Source organism: Flavobacterium sp. F52 (assembly GCF_000278705.1).
In the GTDB taxonomy this organism is placed as follows: domain Bacteria; phylum Bacteroidota; class Bacteroidia; order Flavobacteriales; family Flavobacteriaceae; genus Flavobacterium; species Flavobacterium anhuiense.
On sequence record NZ_AKZQ01000024.1, the window covers coordinates 1 to 20,134 of the forward strand.

A 20,134-nucleotide genomic window follows, 5' to 3' on the forward strand; every position below is an offset into this window, starting at 1 on the left:
ATAATGGGGGTTTTAATTTTAGTTAAGAAAAAACTTTGTGCCTTTGTCACTTTGTGGCTTTGCATCTTAATCTAAAATATTCAAAATCTTCAAACCAAAGACAACGCCGTTTTGCTGAATGCCACCTTGATAAGAATGCACATAATCGATTCGGAATAATTTGAATTTTCCAAAACCTAGATTGTCTAAACCAACAGTAAATTCAGAGTATGGTTTTCGGTCGGGAATAGCCAAAGCATGAAAACCAATATTCATTGTTGACTTTAAAAGATTTAACAACGGAATTTTATTCATGATGAAGCCAGTGTCATTATATTCAGTGTGCATTTCAAAATAACTATCGTTTGTGCTGTTCGCATAATATGGCATCATGTTAAAGACATTCAAATAGCGATCACTTGTTCCGATATGAGTCTGATTTCCATTAAAATGTCTATAATCGATAAACGAAATATTCTCTGCATTAAAGAATTTACCAGCTCTAAAATTGGTTCCTAAAAGACCTTTGTTTCCAAGCGACAAATCATATTGTACCGAAGCACCGATTCGTTCATATTGATATTTTTTTTCGCTTGCCGCGAATGCTTTTTCAAAAGCCAGATAAACTGTAGGATATTTATCGTTTTTAAAATTATATCTTCCGTCAGGTCTTGATATGTATTTATTTCCAAAGTTAATTCTAGTTGTTACAAGAGCTTTAAACAAATGATGCTGGTTAAAAGCTGGAGTTGCAAAATCGTTTGGCGCCAAAGGATTGTTCGAAGAATAAATATCATCTTTTTTAAAAAAAGAATAATCAGTCGTATTGAAAAGAGGTTTACGCTGTTCGTAACCTATTTTTCCCGTAAGATTTATTCCATTTGCAACGTCTTGTCCGTAATTGATTTCAGCAAATTCCAAGTTGTACAGCTTCATATAATTGTCTTTAAAAAACAAAGAACTTATAGAATTGACAAACTTACTAATAGGTTCAGCACTGTTAAACTGAGTAGTTTTTACCCCTCCAGAACCCCATATTGTGGCATAATTTATAGTATTGAAACGATGGCTGAATTGGCCAATTGCACGAAAGCGTTCATCAGAAAAGCCATAATTGAAAGTCGTGCTTATAGAAGTGTTTGTTCCTTTTTCTTCATCCCATTTTCTAAAAGAAAAGCCAGAATCCAAATTAAAACCCTGAACAGTATTGAAACTTAAAGAACTAATGTTCAGCAAGCCTTTATAGTCAAAAGAATATTTTTTGAAAGTATTTTTATAATCATAACCCAATAAAATATCCCAAACCTTAAATTTATTGTTTTTGGCGTCAATGGAATCGGTGTATTTTTTTGATTTTCTAATAGTCTGCAGACTGTCTTTCTTGGTATAATCTGAGCTTTCTTCAATAGTTAACGGAATTGGGCGAATTTCATTCCAGAAAGCATCATCTTTTTTGTTGGCATTAAGGTCAAAAGCAACAATTTCGTTTCCGAAAGTTTTCTTATCAAAAGAATCAGGAAATTCATAATTTGAATATACATAATTGAAGTTTCCAGAAAATTTCACACCAAAAATACCCGCATTAAAAGAAAGCGTCTGTGCATTCTTAGACCAAATTTTATTTTTGGTATTGTAGCTAAAACTCTGTTTTAAAGTCATGATTTCTGTAAACTCGTTTTTCATTCGATACCCTTTGATATCAAGATCAATGGCATAAATCGCAAAACTGTCATCTACAATATAGATGTAACCTTCAAAAACAGGTTCTTTATCTCGTTTTGGAGTAACTTTGATTTTATTAATTTGCTGGTTATTGTCGTCATAAAAAGTGCTTTCAAGCTTATATTTGTAATAATTGAAAGCATTGTCGGCAATAGGAGAGATGAGTTTTACATCAAAATCTAAAGTATTGTCGTAAAAATCATAAGTCGATAAAGCAGCCGTATTATAGCTATAACCGCGATTGTTTCCTGAAATTTTAGAAGCAATAATTTTTTCCTTGAGTTTGTTTGGTTTCTCAAAAGTCACCTTCGAAATCGTCTCAGATAAATACAAAATTCCTGTTCCAGTAGAATCGAGATTTGAAGCCATGTCATCGCCCAAATCTACTTTTTTGCCTAGAATTTTTTTAGGAAGATCTTTAACCTTAAACATTCCTTTCGAATAATAATCGGCTGTATAACGTCCAGTTTTATCTGAGTTTTCTTTTTTATGAGCTATTGCGCTTTTTATAATAGCGTTTGCAGGATTGTTTTTAGGATCAATGATTACTTCATTTAATGCAAAACTTTCTTCCTGAAGACTAACATCTATATTGACTATTCTTGTTGCGGCCAGAACAGTTATTTTTTTGGTTTTATAACCTAAATATTGAAATGTGATGATGTTTCCGCCAATTTCTTTTACGTTCAGCTGATATTTTCCCTGTTCATTTGTAGTGGTTCCAGCATAGGTGTTTTCTTCAAAAACGGATACAAAAGGAAGCGGATTTCCCTTGTCGTCTGTAACTGTTCCTCTTATTTGAGCAAAATTGGAAAGTGAAAAAAATAGAAAGGCAAATAAAGTATAGTTTCTCATGCAAATGTGGTATATCTTACAAAAATATAATAAGTTAAATCTGAGCTTATTAATAATTTGTTAAATTGATGAGACTGTATCATTCTGCGAGAAATCGAAATTTTCCCTTAAAATTATAATTACATTATAAAAAAGATTGAATAGCCAATTCGTAACTTTTTAGTCCGAAGCCTAGAATAACACCTTTTGCATTTCCAGATAAATACGATTGATGTCTAAAGCTTTCGCGCGCATATGTATTTGAAATATGAACCTCAATGACTGGCGTGGTAACGGCTTTGATTGCATCGCCCAAACCGATGGAAGTGTGTGTGTACGCTCCAGCATTCAGAATAATGCCATCAAATGAAAAACCAACTTCTTGAATTTTACCAATCAATTCGCCTTCAATATTGCTTTGGTAATAAGAAAGTTCAATGTTTGGGAATTTTTGTTTCAACGTTTCAAAATAATCTTCAAAAGTTTGGCTTCCGTAAACTTCTGGTTCGCGTTTTCCTAAAAGATTCAAATTTGGTCCATTGATAATGCAGATTTTCATAAGTTTTTTTATTTTGAGATATTGATATTGCAATTGATATTGCAATTGTCATTGAACTTTGTAAAAATAAAAAAACCGCACTAATAAATAGAGCGGTTTTTATAAAAGTATGTGATATTCTTTTAGAACATATATCCTGCTGAAAGTTGGAAAACAGAGTTTTTAAAATCAGCTTCTTCTGAAATTTCTGTTAAACCTATTCCATAACGTGCTTGAACAAAAAGACCTCCAACAACTTTTAATCCTAAACCAGCATTAAGAGAAAAATCAAATGTTTTTGGATCTGCAACATCAAATTCTTTTTTATTGCTAACAAGGAATGATGCTTGTGGACCAAGTTCTAAACTAAGAGATTTAGTCATGTAGAATTTTGCCATTACAGGAATAGCGATATAACCCATTTCGTTTTTAAAATCCTGCACAGCACTTTTGTATTCTGCTCCTTGTGTAGTATATAAAAGTTCTGGTTGAATTGAGAATTTTTCTAATAATTTAAGTTCTGCTACAAGACCTGCGTGGTAACTTGTAATACCTTCTTTGTCAACAGAAATTCCATCAAAATCAGAACCTCCAGTTTGGTTGGCAAAGTTAACCCCTGCTTTAACCCCGATTTGTACAAATTGTGCGTTTACTGCCGCTGATGTTGCAATGAACATTACAGCTGCTAAAATTATTTTCTTCATAAAAAGGTTTTTAAAAATTGGTATTTTAAAATGTTATTTAAAGTTCAAAACTACATATTTAGCATTTTATTGCATTATAATTTGGATTAAATAATTACTAAAATTCCCACTCAAATTGCTTTTTCTTGTCTCATAAATGCCTTTTCTTCTTTCAATGCTTTGATTTTCAATTAGTCTATATCGATTTCATTTTTGTCTTATTTTAATACTTTTTAAACTTATTGCGGAGTTTGTTTTGTAAGTCTAATCTTAGTTTTGCCGAATATTAATCAAATAATATTTTAAAAATTATGAAAAAAATTGTTTTGGCTGCTATTGCAGTATTAGGCTTTACATTTGCTAATGCACAAACGGGAGGATTCGCAAAAGGAGATACATTTATTTCTGGAGCATTGAATGTGAGTTCAGAAAAAACAGGTGATGCTAAAAGTAGCGGTTTCACAATTGAGCCAAAAGTAGGTTATTTTTTTACTGAAAATATTGCGATTGGAGCAAAATTAGGATTTGGTTCAGATAAAGTAGGGGATGATAAAACAAATTCATTTACTGCTGGGGCTTTTGGTAGATACTATTTTACACCTGCTTCACAATTTTCAATCTACGGACAAGCGGGTCTAGATTTTACAAATTACAAACACAAGCCAGGAGATTTTAAATCAAATGAGATTGGAGCTAACCTTGGTTTAGGTTTGAGTTATTTCTTATCTAACCATTTTGCAATCGAAGCAACTTGGCTTGGTTTAGGATACACCGTAAACAACAATGGAGGACATGGAGCTGAAAAAACTAATTCTTTTGGTTTTGGAACAGACTTAAGAGATGTAAGCTTCGGAGTTGTTTATAAATTCTAAGTTAAAGAAACAGTTAGTTAATTTTAAAAGGCCTTCCTTAATTTTAGGGAAGGCTTTTTTTATACTTATAATTCTAATTTTAACTTGAGTTAATCTAAAATTAACAATTAGCGTAATAGTTACTATTTTATTTGTTAAATTCCTAATGTAGAATTATGAAGAATATTTTTATATTTGACTCGATTAATTTAACCCAAAACAAATTAGAATGAAAAAAATTATCTTATCTGCCATTGCAATTATGGCTTTTGCATTTTCAAATGCTCAGTCAACAAGATTTGGAGTAAAAGGAGGTCTTAATATTTCAAGTATTGTTGGAGGAGACGTAGACAATACTAAATCATTAGTAGGATTTCACGTTGGAGGCTTAGCTGAAATTCACGTAGTTGAAAAGTTTTATATTCAACCAGAGCTATTATTCTCTGCTCAAGGTGCTAAATTTGACGGACCTTTTGGATCTGACGCAGACTTAAAATTAAATTATTTAAACATTCCTGTATTAGCAAAGTATTACATTGTTGACAAGAAGTTTAGCGTAGAAGCTGGTCCACAACTGGGTATTTTACTATCAGCTAAATCAGATGGAGAAGATTTCAAAGATTATACAAGATCAACAGATTTAGGCTTTAATTTAGGAGCTGGCTATGATTTTACTGAAAATTTCTTTGTAGGTCTTCGTTACACTATCGGTTTGTCTCCTATTTCTGATAGAGATATTGATAATTCGGATGATTATTATGATAGTGCGAAAAATGGTAATTTCCAGATTTCTTTAGGATATAAATTTTAATGCATTATTGGAATGCATTCCAAAAAACCTTCCCTAAAAAGGAAGGTTTTTTTATAAACGAATGTTTTATTGAGGGAATGAAGGCTTTTTAATAAGTATATATTTATATTTGAATCTCTATTTAAACCCAAACCAAATTAAAATGAAAAAACTTATTTTATCGGCCATTGCGATTATGGCTTTTGCATTCTCAAATGCCCAAGAAACAAGATTTGGAATAAAAGGAGGTCTTAATCTTACCAATTTTACTGGAGATGTTGACACCAATATTAAAGCTGGTTTTCATGTTGGAGGTTTTGCTGAAATTAAAATTATCGAAAATTTAGCCATTCAGCCAGAGCTTTTGTTTTCTACTCAAGGTGCTAGATACAATATGATTGGTGGTAATCAAAGCGGGTCTTATAAGTTGGATTACATTAATGTACCTGTTTTGGCTAAATTTTATGTTACGAAACAATTTACCGTTGAAGCAGGTCCGCAGATTGGATTCTTAGTTTCTGCTAAAAATGAAGATAGAGATATTAAAGATGCTTACAAAACTGCAGATTACGGATTTAATTTTGGTGCAGGTTATAATTTTACAGATAATTTTTCTGTTGGCTTACGTTATGCAATTGGTCTTTCTGGAATATTTGACCGCAATTACGAAGATTTTAGTGATTATTATGACAGTACAAAAAACAGTAATTTCCAGATTTCTTTAGGATATAAATTTTAATGCATTATTGTAATGTATTCCAAAAAACCTTCCCTAAAAGGAAGGTTTTTTTATGCCAAAAAATCACTTACTTTGTGAGTATGAATTGGAGCAGATATATAAAAGATTATCAGTCGTATTTGAGGATAGAGAGAGGCTTGTCTAAAAATACGATCGAAAATTATGGTTTTGACATTGAACGTTTGTGTCTTTTTTTAGAAACCAATCAAATTGATGTTTCACCAATAAAAATTTCCGATGAAACTTTACAGCAATTTATTTATTCGGTTGCTAAGGAGGTGAATCCGAGATCACAGGCGAGGATTATTTCTGGGCTTAAAAGTTTTTTTAATTATCTGGTTTTTGAAGATTATAGAAATGACAATCCTTTAGAATTAATTGAGGCGCCAAAAACAGGCCGTAAATTGCCAGATACTTTATCGCTTCAGGAAATCGATGCGCTGATCGAAACAATCGATTTAAGTACAAATGAAGGCGAGAGAAACAGAGCTATGCTCGAAACTTTGTATGGTTGCGGATTACGTGTTTCTGAATTGATTACGCTTAAAATTTCAGATCTTTTTTTTGATGAAGGTTTTATTAAAATCACGGGTAAAGGAAATAAAGAAAGATTTGTTCCAATTGGTCCTCTAACTCAAAAGTATATTGATATTTACAAAAATGCAGTCCGTTCAAATCTCAATATAAAAAAAGGTGCCGAAGACACTTTGTTCTTAAACAGACGTGGAAATCAGTTAACGCGTGCCATGGTTTTTACTATCATCAAAGATCTTGCTCAGAAAATGGGACTTAAAAAAAGTATTAGTCCGCATACCCTGAGACATTCTTTTGCGACTCATTTGCTTGAAAACGGCGCTGACTTGAGATCAATTCAATTGATGCTGGGTCACGAATCTATTACAACAACTGAAATCTATGTGCATTTGGATCGCAGTTTTTTAAAGGAAGTAATGCATAGCTTTCATCCTAGAAAGTAATTATTTTTATAATAGTCTATGTTTTTGTTATGAAAATCCATATATTGTGTTAAAATATTGTTTTGATTAAAGTAAAGACGTTGACAGGTGAGTTTCGTTTTTTGCTTTTCGGAATAAGTTTGGATATCTTATTTACATAAAAGAGTAACATATGGTTTTTGATTTATATGGAAACGAAGATTGCTTAGAGGTAAATAATTTTTATAGAAAATTGTTGGCCGAAATGCCGGACTTGCTTTTTCAGTTTGTTATTGATGCTGATAATGATTACTCGTTTCCCCTTGTAAGCAAATCGGCAGACGAAATATTTGAACTTTCTGCTGCAGATTTTAATAATGATATAAAGCTTATAGTTTACGATCGAATTTTACCGCAGGATCGTGAACTTTTTTTTCAGTCTTTAGTCAAAGCCAGAAAGGAAATAAAACCTTGGGAAATAGAGTTTAGAGCTACTCTTCCTAAAAAAGGAATTCGCTGGTTTAAAATTGCTGCAAAAACAGAATCTGCGGCAAATGGAAATGTGATTTTCTATGGTCATGTTTCGGATATTACCGAATTGAAAGATAAAGAAGAAAAGCTAAGAATTTCGGAAGAGCGTTTTCAATTTGCCTTAGATGCTTCTACTGCCGGAATTTGGGATTGGGATATGGTCACCAATAGGGTTTTTTACTCTTCTCTGTCTCTTAAAATTTTAGAATTAGAATCGACTGATATTTTTGATGATCCAGAACGATGGGATAAAATTGTGCATCCAGATGATCTTCCCAAATATTATTCGGATATTCATGAACACTTTGACAATAAGATTCCGTTTTATGAAAATTATCATCGTGTAATGACTTCCAGCGGTAATTACAAATGGATTTTAGACCGCGGAAAAGTAATTAAACGCGATGAAAACGGAAGGCCTTTGCGTGTAATTGGTACGCATACTGATGTTTCGGCTCAGAAAGAAAAAGAGCTGGAACTTATGAAAACAATGAAGCTGTATAGCGATCAAAATAGCCGTTTATTGAACTTCTCGCATATTGTTTCTCATAATCTAAATACACAGGCTGGAAATATAAAATCGATTTTAGATCTTATTGATGCAGATGTTAGTAAACAGACCGTGACAGAAATGCTGGAATATTTACGCACCGTTTCTAATGACCTGAATGAAACTATTTCGAATCTTACCCAAATTGTAAAAACGCAGAGTAATATTAATATTGCGGTAGTGCCACTAAAACTTTGTGAATATATCGAGAAAACTATTTCAACGATTAAAGGGTATCATAAAGAGCGAAAAGTTACGATCATCAATAATGTACCGAAGTATTTGACGGTTAATTTTAATCCGGCTTATATGGAAAGCGTTTTGTTGAATTTTACGACAAACGCAATTAAATATGCGCATCCAGATCGTGATCCTGTAATTACTTTTGATTTTGCTATTGAGCCTGAAGGTTTTAAATCCCTTAAAATAACAGATAATGGTCTCGGAATCGATTTGAAAGTCTATGGTGATTTGCTGTTTGGTATGTATAAAACCTTTCATAAACATGAAGAAGCGCGAGGTATTGGATTATACATTACAAGAAATCAAATTGAAGCAATGAAAGGAACTGTTGAAGTAGAAAGTGAAGTGGGAGTAGGGACAAGTTTTAAAATCATTTTTAATGATATGTAAGCTTGCAAAGAGCTAAATAAAATAAAGGCTGTCAATTGACAGCCTTTATTTTTATCTATGTTCCTTAATTTATTTAGCAATGTTTACAGCTCTAGTTTCTCTAATAACTGTAACTTTTACTTGTCCAGGATAAGTCATTTCTGTTTGAATTTTTTGTGAAATTTCGAAAGATAAGTTTGCTGCATTGTCATCAGAAACTTTTTCGCTTTCCACAATTACACGAAGCTCTCTACCAGCTTGGATTGCATAAGCATTTTTAACTCCGCTGAATCCGTAAGCTACATCTTCAAGGTCTTTCAAACGTTGGATGTAAGAATCAAGAACCTGACGTCTAGCACCTGGTCTAGCTCCAGAAATAGCATCGCAAACCTGGATGATTGGAGATAATAAAGATTTCATTTCAATCTCATCGTGGTGTGCTCCAATTGCGTTGCAAACCTCTTCTTTCTCGCCGTATTTCTCAGCCCACTGCATACCTAAAAGTGCGTGTGGCAAATCACTCTCTGTATCAGGCACTTTTCCGATATCGTGTAATAAACCTGCTCTTTTTGCCAGTTTTACGTTTAGTCCTAATTCTGCAGCCATTATACCGCAAAGTTTAGAAACCTCTCTTGAGTGCTGTAATAAGTTTTGTCCATAAGAAGAACGATATTTCATTCTACCCACAACTTTAATTAATTCTGGGTGTAAACCGTGAATTCCTAAGTCGATAACAGTACGTTTTCCAACTTCGATAATTTCATCATCGATTTGTTTGGCCGTTTTAGCCACAACTTCTTCGATTCTTGCTGGGTGAATACGTCCGTCAGTTACTAATTTGTGTAAAGATAAACGAGCAATTTCTCTACGAACAGGATCAAAACAAGAAAGAATAATTGCTTCTGGCGTATCGTCAACAATGATTTCCACACCAGTTGCGGCTTCAAGCGCTCTAATGTTACGCCCTTCACGTCCGATAATTCTACCTTTAACATCATCAGATTCGATATTGAAAACAGATACACAGTTTTCAACTGCTTCTTCCGTTCCAACTCTTTGAATAGTATTAATTATGATTTTTTTAGCTTCTTGCTGCGCAGTCAATTTTGCCTCTTCAATAGTTTCTTGAATATGAGACATTGCTTTTGTTTTAGCTTCTGCTTTTAATCCTTCTACCAATTGTTCTTTTGCTTCTTCAGCAGAAAGACCAGAGATTACTTCCAATTGCTGTAGCTGGCTTTTATGAAGTTTGTCAACTTCAGCTTGTTTTTTGTCTAATAGCTCAATTTTATTGTTGTATTCAGCTGTTTTAGCTTCAAAATCTTCGTTTATTTTTTTAGCTTTAGAAAGTTCATTAGAAACTTGAGATTCTTTATCGCGAACGCGTTTTTCTACTTCAGCAACTTTTTTATCGCGCGCTAAAATAACTTGTTCGTGTTCTGATTTTAGTTCGATAAAACGCTCTTTGGCTTGAAGAATTTTATCTTTTTTGATATTTTCAGCTTCTAAATTAGCGTCTTTTAAGATGGAGGCCGCTTCTTTTTTAGCGTTTTTAATTAGGTTTGAAATATTACTTTTCTCGATAATTTTAGCTATTGCAAATCCTGCCGCAATACCTACAATACCAATAATGATCGTTATGATGTCCATGTTTGTTAGGGTTTATATATAAAAAAAGCCTACATTAATTGCTTGTATAAACTCGTAAAGACAAGTTTTGAGCTAACTCACTGTTCAAGTTTCCCAGCCAAAAGGAGGGCATACTATAGTAGCGACGATTTGCTCATTCTAAATTGTTAGTGTTGAGTTTACCAAATGTGAACTAATGTAGGCAGTATCTTAGTTTCTGTAAAGAACGTTTAATTTTCGAGATATTGATCTAAAAGCGTATTTAATCTTTTAATTCTTTCGATAGTCTCTTCTCCATCGATTGCATTATCAATCTGTTTTTGTTCTACCTGCGATGCAAATTGCAATGCACACATAGCTAGAACATCTTGTTTGTCACGTACCGCATAATTTTCTTCGAATTGCTTAATCATGGCATCAATTTTTTTAGAAGCACTTCTTAGTCCTTCTTCCTGAGCGGGTTCAACCGTAAGTGGGTAAACGCGGTCGGCAATTGATATTTTAATTCTAAGCTTTCCGTCCATGTTATTAATCTGATAGTTGCGCTATGCAGTAATCGATTTCGCGAATTAATGAATTTATTTTAAGCTTTGTCTCTCTCTTGTTATTGTCGCTGCCGAGCAACGAATTGGCTATCTTAAGTGTTTCATTTTGCTTCTTCAAAGCTTCCATTTCCTCAGATTGTTTCTGGATAATTTGCGCAGCTTTGGCTAGTTCTAATCGTAATACTTGATTGTTTTGTTCAAAGGCTTTTGATTTCTCAAAAAGCTTTTCAACTTTATATTCAAGAGTATCAATTATTTCTGCAATTACACTCATTATACATCCTATTCATTACTTAATCCTACAAAGTTAATATTCCTTTTTATTAATGCAATTTTTTATCGATTTTTTTGCATTATTTTAGATAAATATATTGTAATTCAATCAATTGGGTTTTTGAAGCTTTTTTCTTGCTTTTATTGGCTTATTTTTGCTTATCTTAGCAAAAATGTTGTTTATGAGATTATATGTACTTGCCCTTTTAATTTGTAATTCTGTGTTTGCTCAAACACAATATCCTAAAGATTATTTCCGCCCCCCATTAGATATTCCAATGCAGCTTTCTGGCAATTTTGGAGAGTTAAGACCTAATCACTTTCATGCGGGTTTTGATTTAAAAACCAACCAGAGAGAAGGTTTGACTGTACATGCGATCGCAGATGGCTATGTTTCGAGAATAAAAATTTCGACTTTTGGAAACGGAAAATGCATTTACATTACACATCCAAATGGATATACTTCTGTTTACGGACATTTGCAAACGCCAACTGGGGCAATTTTAGATTATGTAAAAAAAACGCATTACAAAGAAAAAGCCTATGAGATTGAAATGTTTCCAAAGCCAGACGAGCTTCCTGTAAAAAAAGGAGATATAATTGGACTTTCGGGGAATACGGGTTCATCAGAAGGACCGCATCTTCATTTTGAAATCAGAGATACAAAAACAGAGTTTGTTATCAATCCGATTTTCTTTGGCTTTGACCAAAATTTAAAAGACACCAAGAAGCCAACTTTGTCTAGTTTGTATGTTTATCCTTTGGATAATGCAACGGTAAATCAGTCAAAACAGCCATTGCTGGTAAGTATGGCACTTCAGAAAGACGGGACTTATTTAGCATCTAAAATTAAAGCAAACGGAAAAATTGGTTTCGGAATTAATGCCGTTGATACCGATGATGTGTCGCATAATAAAAATGGAGTTTTTAATGTTTCGACTTTTTTAAACGGAAATCAGAATTATAATTATCAGTTTAATACGTATTCCTTTGATGAAATGCGTTATATCAATGCTTTGATTGATTATTCTAGATATAAAAAATCGGGGCAACGCGTGCAGAAGCTTTTCATGAAAACGCCTTTTGCTTTAAGCATTATCAAAACAGATTCTCTTCGCGGTATTGTAAAAGCTGAACCTAATCTAACTTCAAATTATAAAATTGAAGTTTCGGATTATTTTGGAAATATGAATTCGGTTACAGTCCCAATTGAGTTTGATGCCACAACACCTCTTGTGGAAGCGGAGCCAGTTAATGGGCAGTATTTTATCAAGTATAATAGAGATGCCAATTTTGAGAAAGATAATATGTCGGTTTTCTTTCCGGCTGGAACTTTTTACGATGACTTCAATATGAATTTTGATGTGAGAAATAACAAAATTTTTATTCATGACGATACTGTTCCAGTGCATTCTAATTTTACCATCACCATAAAAGACGATACTTATCCAGAATCTTTGCGTGATAAACTTTATATCGGAAAGGGAACAAGCTATAATGGAACGATCAGAAAAGATGATATTTTTACTGCGAAGGCAAAAATATTGGGTACATACGGTTTGGTTCTGGATACGATTGCTCCAGTGATTAAAATTGCAAAACCAATTGAAGGAAAATGGATTAGCGATCAAAAGAAAATTGATTTAACGATAAGCGATTCTTTATCAGGAATAAAATCTTATAACGGATATTTGAATGGAAGTTGGGTTTTGTTTGAATACGAAAATAAAGCGAGAAGAATTACGCATACTTTTGATGATCAGTATTTGGCTGAAGGTGAAAACGTATTAAAAGTTGAAGTTGTTGATAATGTAGGAAATACTACTATCTTTGAAACTCGTTTTTTTAGAAGTCAACAAAAATAAAACCCAAAATCTTTGAGTCATAACAGGTTTACATTCGTTTTTCTTTTTTTCTTTTTCAGCTGCATTGCATTAGCTCAAAACGCTCGTATCAAAGGGCTTATTTTAGATAATGAAAAACATCCTGTTGCGGAGGTAAATGTTTCCTCACAAGATATTACAGTGCAGTCTGATTCAAATGGTTTTTATGAAATTGTAATTCCATCAAACAAAAAAGTCTCTTTGATTTTTACTCACGTTTCTTTAAAAATGATGAGTTTGACGGTGAATTTGAAAACAAATGAAGTTTTTGTTTTTAATCCGATTATGAGTAATTCTGAAGAACAGATGGGAGAAGTTTTTGTTTCTTCTGGAAACAGAAAACGAGTTCAAGGAATAACTTCTGTTGATACTGAAACCATAAAAAAGATTCCGGGTGCAAATTCAGGAATCGAAAATATTCTCAAAACACTTCCTGGCGTTAATTCAAATAACGAATTAAGCACACAGTACATGGTTCGTGGCGGGAATTATGATGAAAATCTAGTTTATGTAAACGAAGTAGAAGTATATCGTCCATTTTTAATTCGTTCAGGACAGCAGGAAGGACTAAGTTTTACCAATACTGATTTAGTGCAAAATGTTGAATTTTCTGCAGGAGGATTTCAGGCGAAGTTCGGAGATAAGTTATCTTCTGTTTTAGATATTACGTATCGAAAGCCGACTCAGTTTGGCGCTGCTTTTGAAGCCAGTTTTTTAGGCGGAAGCGCTGCAGTCGATCTGGTTTCGAAGAATAAAAAATGGTCTGCTGTAACAGGAGTTCGTTATAGAAATAATAGTCTTTTGGTGAATAGTCAAGATACAGAGACGAATTATAAACCAACTTTTGCAGATATTCAAACCAATGTGAATTATGATATTTCTGAAAAATGGCAAATGAGCTTTCTAGGAAATATTTCTCAAAACAAATATTCGTATGAGCCTTTGGTGCGCCAAACTAATTTTGGAACGGCAGATCAGCCAATGGCGCTTGCGGTTTATTATGACGGACAAGAAAAAGATCAATACGATACCTATTTTGGAGCTTTAAAAACGACTTATAAAGCATCGCCTACGCTGACTCTTAAATTAATTGGGTCTTTATTTCACACGACAGAACAAGAACATTTTGATATTTTGGCGCAATATCGTTTAGGCAGTGTAAATGCTGAAGATCCAGAAAATACATCTGCAGTTGATTTTACTCGTGGAATTGGCTCTCAGTTAAACCACGCTCGAAATGATCTCGATGCTTTAATTGCAAATATTGAACTCAAAGGAACTAAAGATTGGAAAGAAAGCCAGTTGGAATTTGGTTTAAAATATACTAGAGAATCTATTCGCGATCGAGTAGTGGAGTGGGAAGTTATTGATTCGGCAGGATTTTCTATAAATCCGCCTTTGGTTATTATTCCAAAAAATAATCAGCCTTACACGCCTTATACAGGGCCACTTTTGCCATACCAAAATATACGAGCGACAAATTTTAATACCATTAACAGATTTTCTGGTTATGCTCAATGGAATAAGCAGTCGGAATTAGGCTCAAGTCAGATTTGGTATCATTTGGGAGCGCGTTTTCAAGGCTGGAATGTTGCGGGAGCTTTAGAAGAAGGAAAGACGAAGTTTGTAGTAAGTCCGCGTGCGCAATTTGCGATAAAACCAGATTGGGATCACGATATGGTTTTTAGAATTTCGGGCGGATTATACCATCAGCCGCCGTTTTACAGAGAATTACGAGATTTAAATGGTGTTGTGAATCCAAATGTGAAAGCTCAAGAAGCAATTCATATAGTTTTAGGAAATGATTATAATTTTAAAATGTGGAATCGCCCTTTTAAATGGGTGACCGAACTGTATTATAAATCACTTTCAGATGTAAATGTGTATTCAATTGACAATGTCCGAATTCGTTATGTTGCCAATAACAATGCAAAAGCCTATGCACAAGGTCTTGATTTTAGATTAAATGGAGAATTTGTTCAAGGAACAGAATCTTGGGTAAGTTTCGGATATATGAAAACGGAGGAGAATTATGAAAACAAAGGGTATATTGCCCGTCCGACAGATCAGCGTTTGAAATTTGCGATGCTGTTTCAAGATTATATGCCGAATATTCCAAGCGTGAAAGTGTATTTGAATTTGGTTTATAATACAGGTTTGCCTGGAGGTGCGCCAGCATATTCTGATCCGTATTTATATCAAAGCCGATTAAATGATTATAGGAGAGCAGATATTGGTTTTGCAAAAGTTTTTGTAGACGCTAGTACGCAAAATACAAAAAAAGGCTGGCTGAAAAACTTTAAAGAATTGGCTGTTGGACTGGAAATTTTCAATCTTTTCAATAATCAAAATGCTATTACCAATACTTGGGTTCGTGACGTCTATTCAAAAAATCAATATGCGATTCCAAATTATATGACTTCGAGGGTTTTTAACGTTAAGATAAATGCGAGGTTATGATAGAAAAACGTGAAAAGAGAAAAAAGATTTTTTACGTTCCAGGAATGATTTCTTTAGTCTTAATACCGCTGTTTTGTTTTTATCATTTTTTTAAAGTTGATGCTTTTATGGTTTATGGATCCTTAAATTTAATGGTTCCTGATAAAGAAGAATTTGAAAAATATAAAATCGCAGATTTAAGAAAGTATAAAAGGTTTAATTTTAATGATGTAAAATTAAAAGAACTTGACAAAATAAAAGAATTAAGATTTTTTGTTCGAGATATAGTCAAAAAGTATGACACTATAAATGGCGCTAAAATTCATTTTGGGTCAAAAACAGATTATGATACTTTTGTTAATGTAATTAATTTGGTAGCAGAAGAAAAAGTGCCAACTTGGGCTTTGTTTGGGAATGATATTTATGTATTAACAAGCCCAAAACCAAAACCAAATAAAAATAATTATCGTGTAATAACTTGTGGTTATTATGAAGCCAATAAAGATTTCTGGTTAAAAGAAGATAAGGAAAGAGAACGGTCTTATCATCTTTCTTTGTATAAAAAGAGCTGGCTTATTTTTCTAGGTTATCTAGGAATTGTTCTACTAAACATCTTTGCGCTAGTAAAATTTAATAAAAACAAAAATTACAATCAAAAATAGTATATTTGATAATCGTATATAATCATTGTAGATGAAAAAGTATTTTAAATATATCGCGCTAATACTTGTCGGAACAGTAATCAGCTGTCGAGAGGAAGTTCAGAAACCAAAAGTAAGTTATGGCGCTTCAAACAAAGTAAGTGTTACTAAAGCCGATACAACTCAAATTGAAATCGCCGATTTGCCAATTCAAATGGAAGGAACAAGTTATTTAATTCACCCAGTTGGAGATTTAAGGGTTTTTGAAAGAGGATCTAAAGCTAGATATGGTTCTTCGAGCGTAAATGATGTGAGTTTTACAATTTCTAATTTAGGCGAATATGAAATTACAGGATACCTTCAGAATTTAAAATTCCAAAAAGTAGATTCAGATTCTATCCGACCATTATCAGATAAACCGGTTTTGATTTTAACAGCTACGTATTTGAAAACGGTTGCAGATAAAACTCATAATAATGTGATGGTTTACACCTTGACAGATTCAGATACCAACAAAGATGGAAAAATAGACACCAGCGATATTAAAACTTTATATTTAAGTGACATCAGCGGAGAAAATTTTACGAAAGTTTCTGCTGACCTTCAAGAACTGGTAGATTGGAGCTTAATTGAATCTAAAAACCGTTTGTATTTTAGAACTATCGAAGATACCAATCAAAACGGCCAGTTTGATAAAAATGATGTTTTGCATTACAATTATATAGATTTGGCTTCTAAAAAATGGGAGGTGAAGAGTTATAAGCCGATATAACTTTTTAAAATTTTAAAATGTATTCTGAAGATGAATTAAAAGAACAGGAGAAGGAATTTAGTACTGTTTTGACTTATGTTTTTATGCCCATATTCATTCTTACTGTTATTGGAGCATATTTCGTGGGTAATTCAATGGGATATATAGAAAAGGAATATAAAGAAGCTAATGAATATAGTTTTTCAGGAGTAGTTTATGAAAAGGAAATAGAAGGTGGAGAGGGATATCGTTTTCCTCATTATTTATTTTTGAATTCAGGAATTAGATGGCAAGTGAGTAGTGAACTATATGATAAAATAGAGATTGGTGATTCTGTGGTGAAAAAGTCTAAATCTGATTCTGTTTATTATTATAAAAAAGGAAGACAAATCATCATTGAAGATCAAAATTTGTATCTTAGAAATAGGTATTTAGAAAAACTCAAAGAAAAATAAATTAGACTAATATATTTAATCTTTTCAAATTCTTTTAATCTGTGGCAAGAAAAAAAACTTAGAATCATAGCGTCTCAGTATCTTAGAAACTTCAAATTAATATATCACTTTCCAAATCCGATTTTTCAATTTCGAAACCAAAACCTAAGCGTTCTACCAATTCTATTACCAGTTTTTTATACCAGTTTTCAGATTTTGGATGAATGTATATTTTTTCAATTAATTGATTGATGTCAACATTGATTTTTAATCCGTCATTTAATTTGATGCCGCTTTTTGAAGTGTCACTTAGAATTCGTACTTCTCTTTCGTATTGGAAACTTTTTCTTTTAAATAAGAATGGAAAGAACAAATCATCAAACGGAATGTATTCTTTTTTATAATCGATATAATTTACTTCGCCAATAAACTGGTCAAAATTATTTTCTGGCTTCACTGCTTTCTGAAGTTTTCCAATTGTAGATTGAATGGCTAATCCTTCGTTGTTTTTTGTGAAAATCTGCCACATGGCAAACGATTCATATTCATTAATGTGCCAGCTGCTAATCGCTACTTTTTCGCGGTGTGTTTTGTAGTAATTTAAAAACTCAGGATTATCTGCGGCAAGTTTTTTAATCTCTTCATAAGTAGGTTCGCTGAAAGTTCCTTCATATTGATCTTCAAACTTGTCTGAACGTGACATAAAAAGCTTTTTCGAAAGCAATAAATCAAGAAATTTGGATAGATCTAGATATTTCCAAACAATAGTATCGGGATCGTCAGGAAGTTTTATGTTGGGGTTTTTAAGATACATTTCAGGAAGAGTTATAGATTATTCTTAACTAACCTAAAGTTATAAAAATAAACACAGATTAAAGAACTTAAATTGAGTTTTAATGTTTCCTTAATCTGTGTAAATTAAATCGGGTTTAATGTTTTTTTTATGATTCGAAAGATTGCATCGTTACCAGTTTATTGTAAGTTCCGTTGTGTGCAATCAGCTCTTCGTGAGTTCCTTGTTCAACGATTTTTCCTTTTTGCATTACTACAATTACATCTGCTTTTTGAATTGTAGAAAGACGGTGTGCAATTACGATCGATGTTCTGTTTTGCATCATGTTTTCCAGTGCAACCTGAACAAATTTTTCGCTTTCTGTATCCAATGCAGATGTTGCTTCGTCCAAAATCATAATAGGTGGATTTTTTAATACAGCACGAGCAATAGACAAACGTTGTTTTTGACCTCCTGAAAGTTTGTTTCCGCTGTCTCCAATATTGGTGTAAATGCCTTTTGGAAGATCTTTAACGAACTCATAAGCATTTGCGATTTTTAGAGCTTCGATAATTTCATCATCAGTAGCGTCTAATTTTCCTAAAGAAATATTGGCTTTTATCGTATCATTAAACAAAATGCTATCTTGCGTTACCAATCCCATCAAACTTCTCAGTGAGTGAAGATTCATGTCTTTAATGTTGATTCCGTCTATAGCTATAGAACCTTCGTTTACATCATAAAAACGAGTCAATAAATTTGCAATAGTACTTTTCCCGCTTCCAGATTGTCCAACAAGCGCAACAGTTTGGCCTTTTTTAATTTCAAGAGAAAAGTCTTTTAAAACATTTTCATTTTCATATTTAAAGTTGATATTCTGAACGCTGATGTTGTTGTCAAACGTTGTTTTTTCGATTGCATTTTCTTTAGAAACAATAGTATTTTCTTGGTCTAAAACTTCAAGAACACGTTCTGCAGCTGCATTTCCTCTTTTTACTCCGTATGACGCTTTAGAAATTGCTTTTGCAGGAGTAAGAATGTTATAAGCAAGTCCCATGTAAGCGATAAACGAAGGACCGCTTAGAGTTTTGTCAATCAAGACCATTTGTCCTCCATACCATAATAAAATAGCAATAACAGTAATTCCCATAAATTCACTAGCAGGAGAAGCTAAGTTCTGACGGTTTCCTATTTTATTTGATAAATTAAAAAAGCGCTGAGTTGAATTTTGAAAAACGGTATTGAAATAGTTTTCAGCATTATATCCTTTTACAACTTTTAATCCGCCAATAGTTTCTTCAATTGTAGATAAGAAAGTACCTTGCTCTTCTTGCGCTTTTGTGGATTGCTTTTTCAATTGTTTTCCGATTAAAGAAATTATGTAACCAGAAATCGGAATAAAAATGAATACAAATAAGGTTAACTTGGTGCTGATGATCAGCATTGTAGTGATGGTGAAAATGATAGTTAAAGGTTCTTTTACTATAAGCTCTAATATGGCTAGAAAAGAGTTTTGTACCTCGTTTACGTCAGCTGAAATTCTTGAAATGACATCTCCTTTTCTTTTTTCAGAGTAAAATGCCAAAGGAAGTTCCAGTGTTTTTTTGTACATAGCATTTCGCATGTCTTGTAAAACTCCATTTCGTAAAAAAGTGATAAAAAACATAGCTAAATAATCGGCTAAGTTTTTTAATAAGAAGATCGAAATTATAATTGTCACCATTATGGCTAAAATATAACCTGGGTCATGATTGCCTTTTGTTGTAGTGATGTAGTAGCTTAAATAGTCTTCACCATATTGCTGCAATTTTAAAATACCTTCATAAACCGGTTTTTCGTATCTAGCTTTTGTCTGGTCAAATAAAACCTGAAGCATCGGAATTAAAGCCACAAAAGAAAGTGTGCTGAAAAGCGCATACAAAATATTGAAAAAGATATTTAAGAACGCATACTTCTTATAAGGGTATATAAAAGGAACTATTTTTTTGAAATTACTCATTTAT

At 32.8% G+C, this 20,134-nt stretch carries 18 protein-coding genes; 10 read left to right on the forward strand and 8 right to left on the reverse strand.

Annotated features, from left to right (window positions below):
* Positions 1-66 precede the first annotated feature (66 nt).
* The 3 genes from FF52_RS08980 to FF52_RS08990 all read right to left on the reverse strand — a co-directional run bounded on the left by FF52_RS08980 (position 67) and on the right by FF52_RS08990 (position 3,777).
* Positions 67-2,556 carry a DUF5686 and carboxypeptidase regulatory-like domain-containing protein gene (locus FF52_RS08980; RefSeq protein ID WP_008464787.1) on the reverse strand — a complete coding sequence of 830 codons (2,490 nt, stop codon included), beginning with the start codon at positions 2,554-2,556 and terminating at the stop codon, positions 67-69.
* Positions 2,557-2,680: 124 nt separating this feature from the next.
* Complete coding sequence (gene aroQ / locus FF52_RS08985) at positions 2,681-3,094, reverse strand: type II 3-dehydroquinate dehydratase (RefSeq protein WP_008464789.1); 414 nt, start codon at positions 3,092-3,094, stop codon at positions 2,681-2,683.
* A 122-nt stretch (positions 3,095-3,216) separates the two neighbouring features.
* Positions 3,217-3,777 (reverse strand): porin family protein, encoded by a 561-nt coding sequence (locus FF52_RS08990; protein ID WP_008464791.1) that lies wholly within the window; start codon positions 3,775-3,777, stop codon positions 3,217-3,219.
* A gap of 290 nt (positions 3,778-4,067) precedes the next feature.
* Between FF52_RS08990 and FF52_RS08995 the strand changes: the two genes are divergently transcribed.
* The 5 genes from FF52_RS08995 (at position 4,068) to FF52_RS09015 (ending at position 8,785) form a co-directional block, all read left to right on the forward strand.
* Positions 4,068-4,628, forward strand: coding sequence for an outer membrane beta-barrel protein (locus FF52_RS08995; RefSeq protein WP_008464794.1), 561 nt, complete (start codon positions 4,068-4,070; stop codon positions 4,626-4,628).
* Between the two features lie 208 nt (positions 4,629-4,836).
* Positions 4,837-5,418: a porin family protein gene (locus tag FF52_RS09000; RefSeq protein ID WP_008464796.1), complete on the forward strand. Its 582-nt coding sequence runs from the start codon at positions 4,837-4,839 to the stop codon at positions 5,416-5,418.
* 142 nt (positions 5,419-5,560) lie between these two features.
* Positions 5,561-6,136, forward strand: coding sequence for a porin family protein (locus FF52_RS09005; protein WP_008464797.1), 576 nt, complete (start codon positions 5,561-5,563; stop codon positions 6,134-6,136).
* Between the two features lie 80 nt (positions 6,137-6,216).
* Positions 6,217-7,113: a site-specific tyrosine recombinase XerD gene (gene xerD / locus FF52_RS09010; protein ID WP_008464798.1), complete on the forward strand. Its 897-nt coding sequence runs from the start codon at positions 6,217-6,219 to the stop codon at positions 7,111-7,113.
* 151 nt (positions 7,114-7,264) lie between these two features.
* Complete coding sequence (locus tag FF52_RS09015) at positions 7,265-8,785, forward strand: sensor histidine kinase (RefSeq protein ID WP_008464799.1); 1,521 nt, start codon at positions 7,265-7,267, stop codon at positions 8,783-8,785.
* A gap of 69 nt (positions 8,786-8,854) precedes the next feature.
* Here the strand turns inward: FF52_RS09015 and rny are convergent, their stop codons facing one another.
* From rny to FF52_RS09030, 3 genes are all read right to left on the reverse strand, one after another.
* Complete coding sequence (gene rny / locus FF52_RS09020; protein WP_008464800.1) at positions 8,855-10,414, reverse strand: ribonuclease Y; 1,560 nt, start codon at positions 10,412-10,414, stop codon at positions 8,855-8,857.
* A 209-nt stretch (positions 10,415-10,623) separates the two neighbouring features.
* Positions 10,624-10,917, reverse strand: coding sequence for a cell division protein ZapA (locus tag FF52_RS09025; protein WP_008464801.1), 294 nt, complete (start codon positions 10,915-10,917; stop codon positions 10,624-10,626).
* A 4-nt stretch (positions 10,918-10,921) separates the two neighbouring features.
* Entirely contained in the window at positions 10,922-11,212 is a 291-nt protein-coding gene (locus FF52_RS09030) for a hypothetical protein (protein ID WP_008464802.1), read from the reverse strand.
* A 181-nt stretch (positions 11,213-11,393) separates the two neighbouring features.
* Between FF52_RS09030 and FF52_RS09035 the strand changes: the two genes are divergently transcribed.
* From FF52_RS09035 to FF52_RS09055, 5 genes are read left to right on the forward strand one after another with little or no spacing between them, the layout of a single operon-like run.
* Positions 11,394-13,076, forward strand: a complete 1,683-nt coding sequence (locus FF52_RS09035) for a M23 family metallopeptidase (RefSeq protein WP_008464804.1) — start codon at positions 11,394-11,396, stop codon at positions 13,074-13,076.
* A gap of 12 nt (positions 13,077-13,088) precedes the next feature.
* Entirely contained in the window at positions 13,089-15,554 is a 2,466-nt protein-coding gene (locus tag FF52_RS09040; RefSeq protein ID WP_008464806.1) for a TonB-dependent receptor, read from the forward strand.
* Positions 15,551-16,195, forward strand: a complete 645-nt coding sequence (locus FF52_RS09045; protein ID WP_008464807.1) for a hypothetical protein — start codon at positions 15,551-15,553, stop codon at positions 16,193-16,195. The genes FF52_RS09040 and FF52_RS09045 overlap by 4 nt, the downstream gene beginning before the upstream one ends.
* A gap of 31 nt (positions 16,196-16,226) precedes the next feature.
* Positions 16,227-16,946 (forward strand): hypothetical protein, encoded by a 720-nt coding sequence (locus tag FF52_RS09050; RefSeq protein ID WP_008464809.1) that lies wholly within the window; start codon positions 16,227-16,229, stop codon positions 16,944-16,946.
* Between the two features lie 17 nt (positions 16,947-16,963).
* On the forward strand, positions 16,964-17,380 hold the full coding sequence (locus FF52_RS09055; protein ID WP_008464810.1) for a hypothetical protein: 417 nt from the start codon (positions 16,964-16,966) through the stop codon (positions 17,378-17,380).
* 91 nt (positions 17,381-17,471) lie between these two features.
* On the opposite strand, the gene FF52_RS09060 is transcribed toward FF52_RS09055, so the two are convergent.
* On the reverse strand, positions 17,472-18,173 hold the full coding sequence (locus tag FF52_RS09060; RefSeq protein WP_008464811.1) for a DUF2971 domain-containing protein: 702 nt from the start codon (positions 18,171-18,173) through the stop codon (positions 17,472-17,474).
* A 127-nt stretch (positions 18,174-18,300) separates the two neighbouring features.
* Complete coding sequence (locus FF52_RS09065) at positions 18,301-20,130, reverse strand: ABC transporter ATP-binding protein (protein ID WP_008464812.1); 1,830 nt, start codon at positions 20,128-20,130, stop codon at positions 18,301-18,303.
* Positions 20,131-20,134 lie beyond the last annotated feature (4 nt).

What these genes read in the sequence shown, in the direction of transcription:
- FF52_RS09030 (WP_008464802.1), bottom strand. Translation starts at nt 11,212, where the DNA reads ATGAGTGTAATTGCAGAAATAATTGATACTCTTGAATATAAAGTTGAA.
- FF52_RS09060 (WP_008464811.1), bottom strand. Translation starts at nt 18,173, where the DNA reads ATGTATCTTAAAAACCCCAACATAAAACTTCCTGACGATCCCGATACT.
- FF52_RS09005 (WP_008464797.1), top strand. Translation starts at nt 5,561, where the DNA reads ATGAAAAAACTTATTTTATCGGCCATTGCGATTATGGCTTTTGCATTC.
- xerD (WP_008464798.1), top strand. Translation starts at nt 6,217, where the DNA reads ATGAATTGGAGCAGATATATAAAAGATTATCAGTCGTATTTGAGGATA.
- FF52_RS09045 (WP_008464807.1), top strand. Translation starts at nt 15,551, where the DNA reads ATGATAGAAAAACGTGAAAAGAGAAAAAAGATTTTTTACGTTCCAGGA.
- FF52_RS08990 (WP_008464791.1), bottom strand. Translation starts at nt 3,777, where the DNA reads ATGAAGAAAATAATTTTAGCAGCTGTAATGTTCATTGCAACATCAGCG.
- FF52_RS09055 (WP_008464810.1), top strand. Translation starts at nt 16,964, where the DNA reads ATGTATTCTGAAGATGAATTAAAAGAACAGGAGAAGGAATTTAGTACT.
- FF52_RS09065 (WP_008464812.1), bottom strand. Translation starts at nt 20,130, where the DNA reads ATGAGTAATTTCAAAAAAATAGTTCCTTTTATATACCCTTATAAGAAG.
- FF52_RS08995 (WP_008464794.1), top strand. Translation starts at nt 4,068, where the DNA reads ATGAAAAAAATTGTTTTGGCTGCTATTGCAGTATTAGGCTTTACATTT.
- rny (WP_008464800.1), bottom strand. Translation starts at nt 10,414, where the DNA reads ATGGACATCATAACGATCATTATTGGTATTGTAGGTATTGCGGCAGGA.
- FF52_RS08980 (WP_008464787.1), bottom strand. Translation starts at nt 2,556, where the DNA reads ATGAGAAACTATACTTTATTTGCCTTTCTATTTTTTTCACTTTCCAAT.
- FF52_RS09015 (WP_008464799.1), top strand. Translation starts at nt 7,265, where the DNA reads ATGGTTTTTGATTTATATGGAAACGAAGATTGCTTAGAGGTAAATAAT.
- FF52_RS09035 (WP_008464804.1), top strand. Translation starts at nt 11,394, where the DNA reads ATGAGATTATATGTACTTGCCCTTTTAATTTGTAATTCTGTGTTTGCT.
- FF52_RS09000 (WP_008464796.1), top strand. Translation starts at nt 4,837, where the DNA reads ATGAAAAAAATTATCTTATCTGCCATTGCAATTATGGCTTTTGCATTT.
- aroQ (WP_008464789.1), bottom strand. Translation starts at nt 3,094, where the DNA reads ATGAAAATCTGCATTATCAATGGACCAAATTTGAATCTTTTAGGAAAA.
- FF52_RS09050 (WP_008464809.1), top strand. Translation starts at nt 16,227, where the DNA reads ATGAAAAAGTATTTTAAATATATCGCGCTAATACTTGTCGGAACAGTA.
- FF52_RS09025 (WP_008464801.1), bottom strand. Translation starts at nt 10,917, where the DNA reads ATGGACGGAAAGCTTAGAATTAAAATATCAATTGCCGACCGCGTTTAC.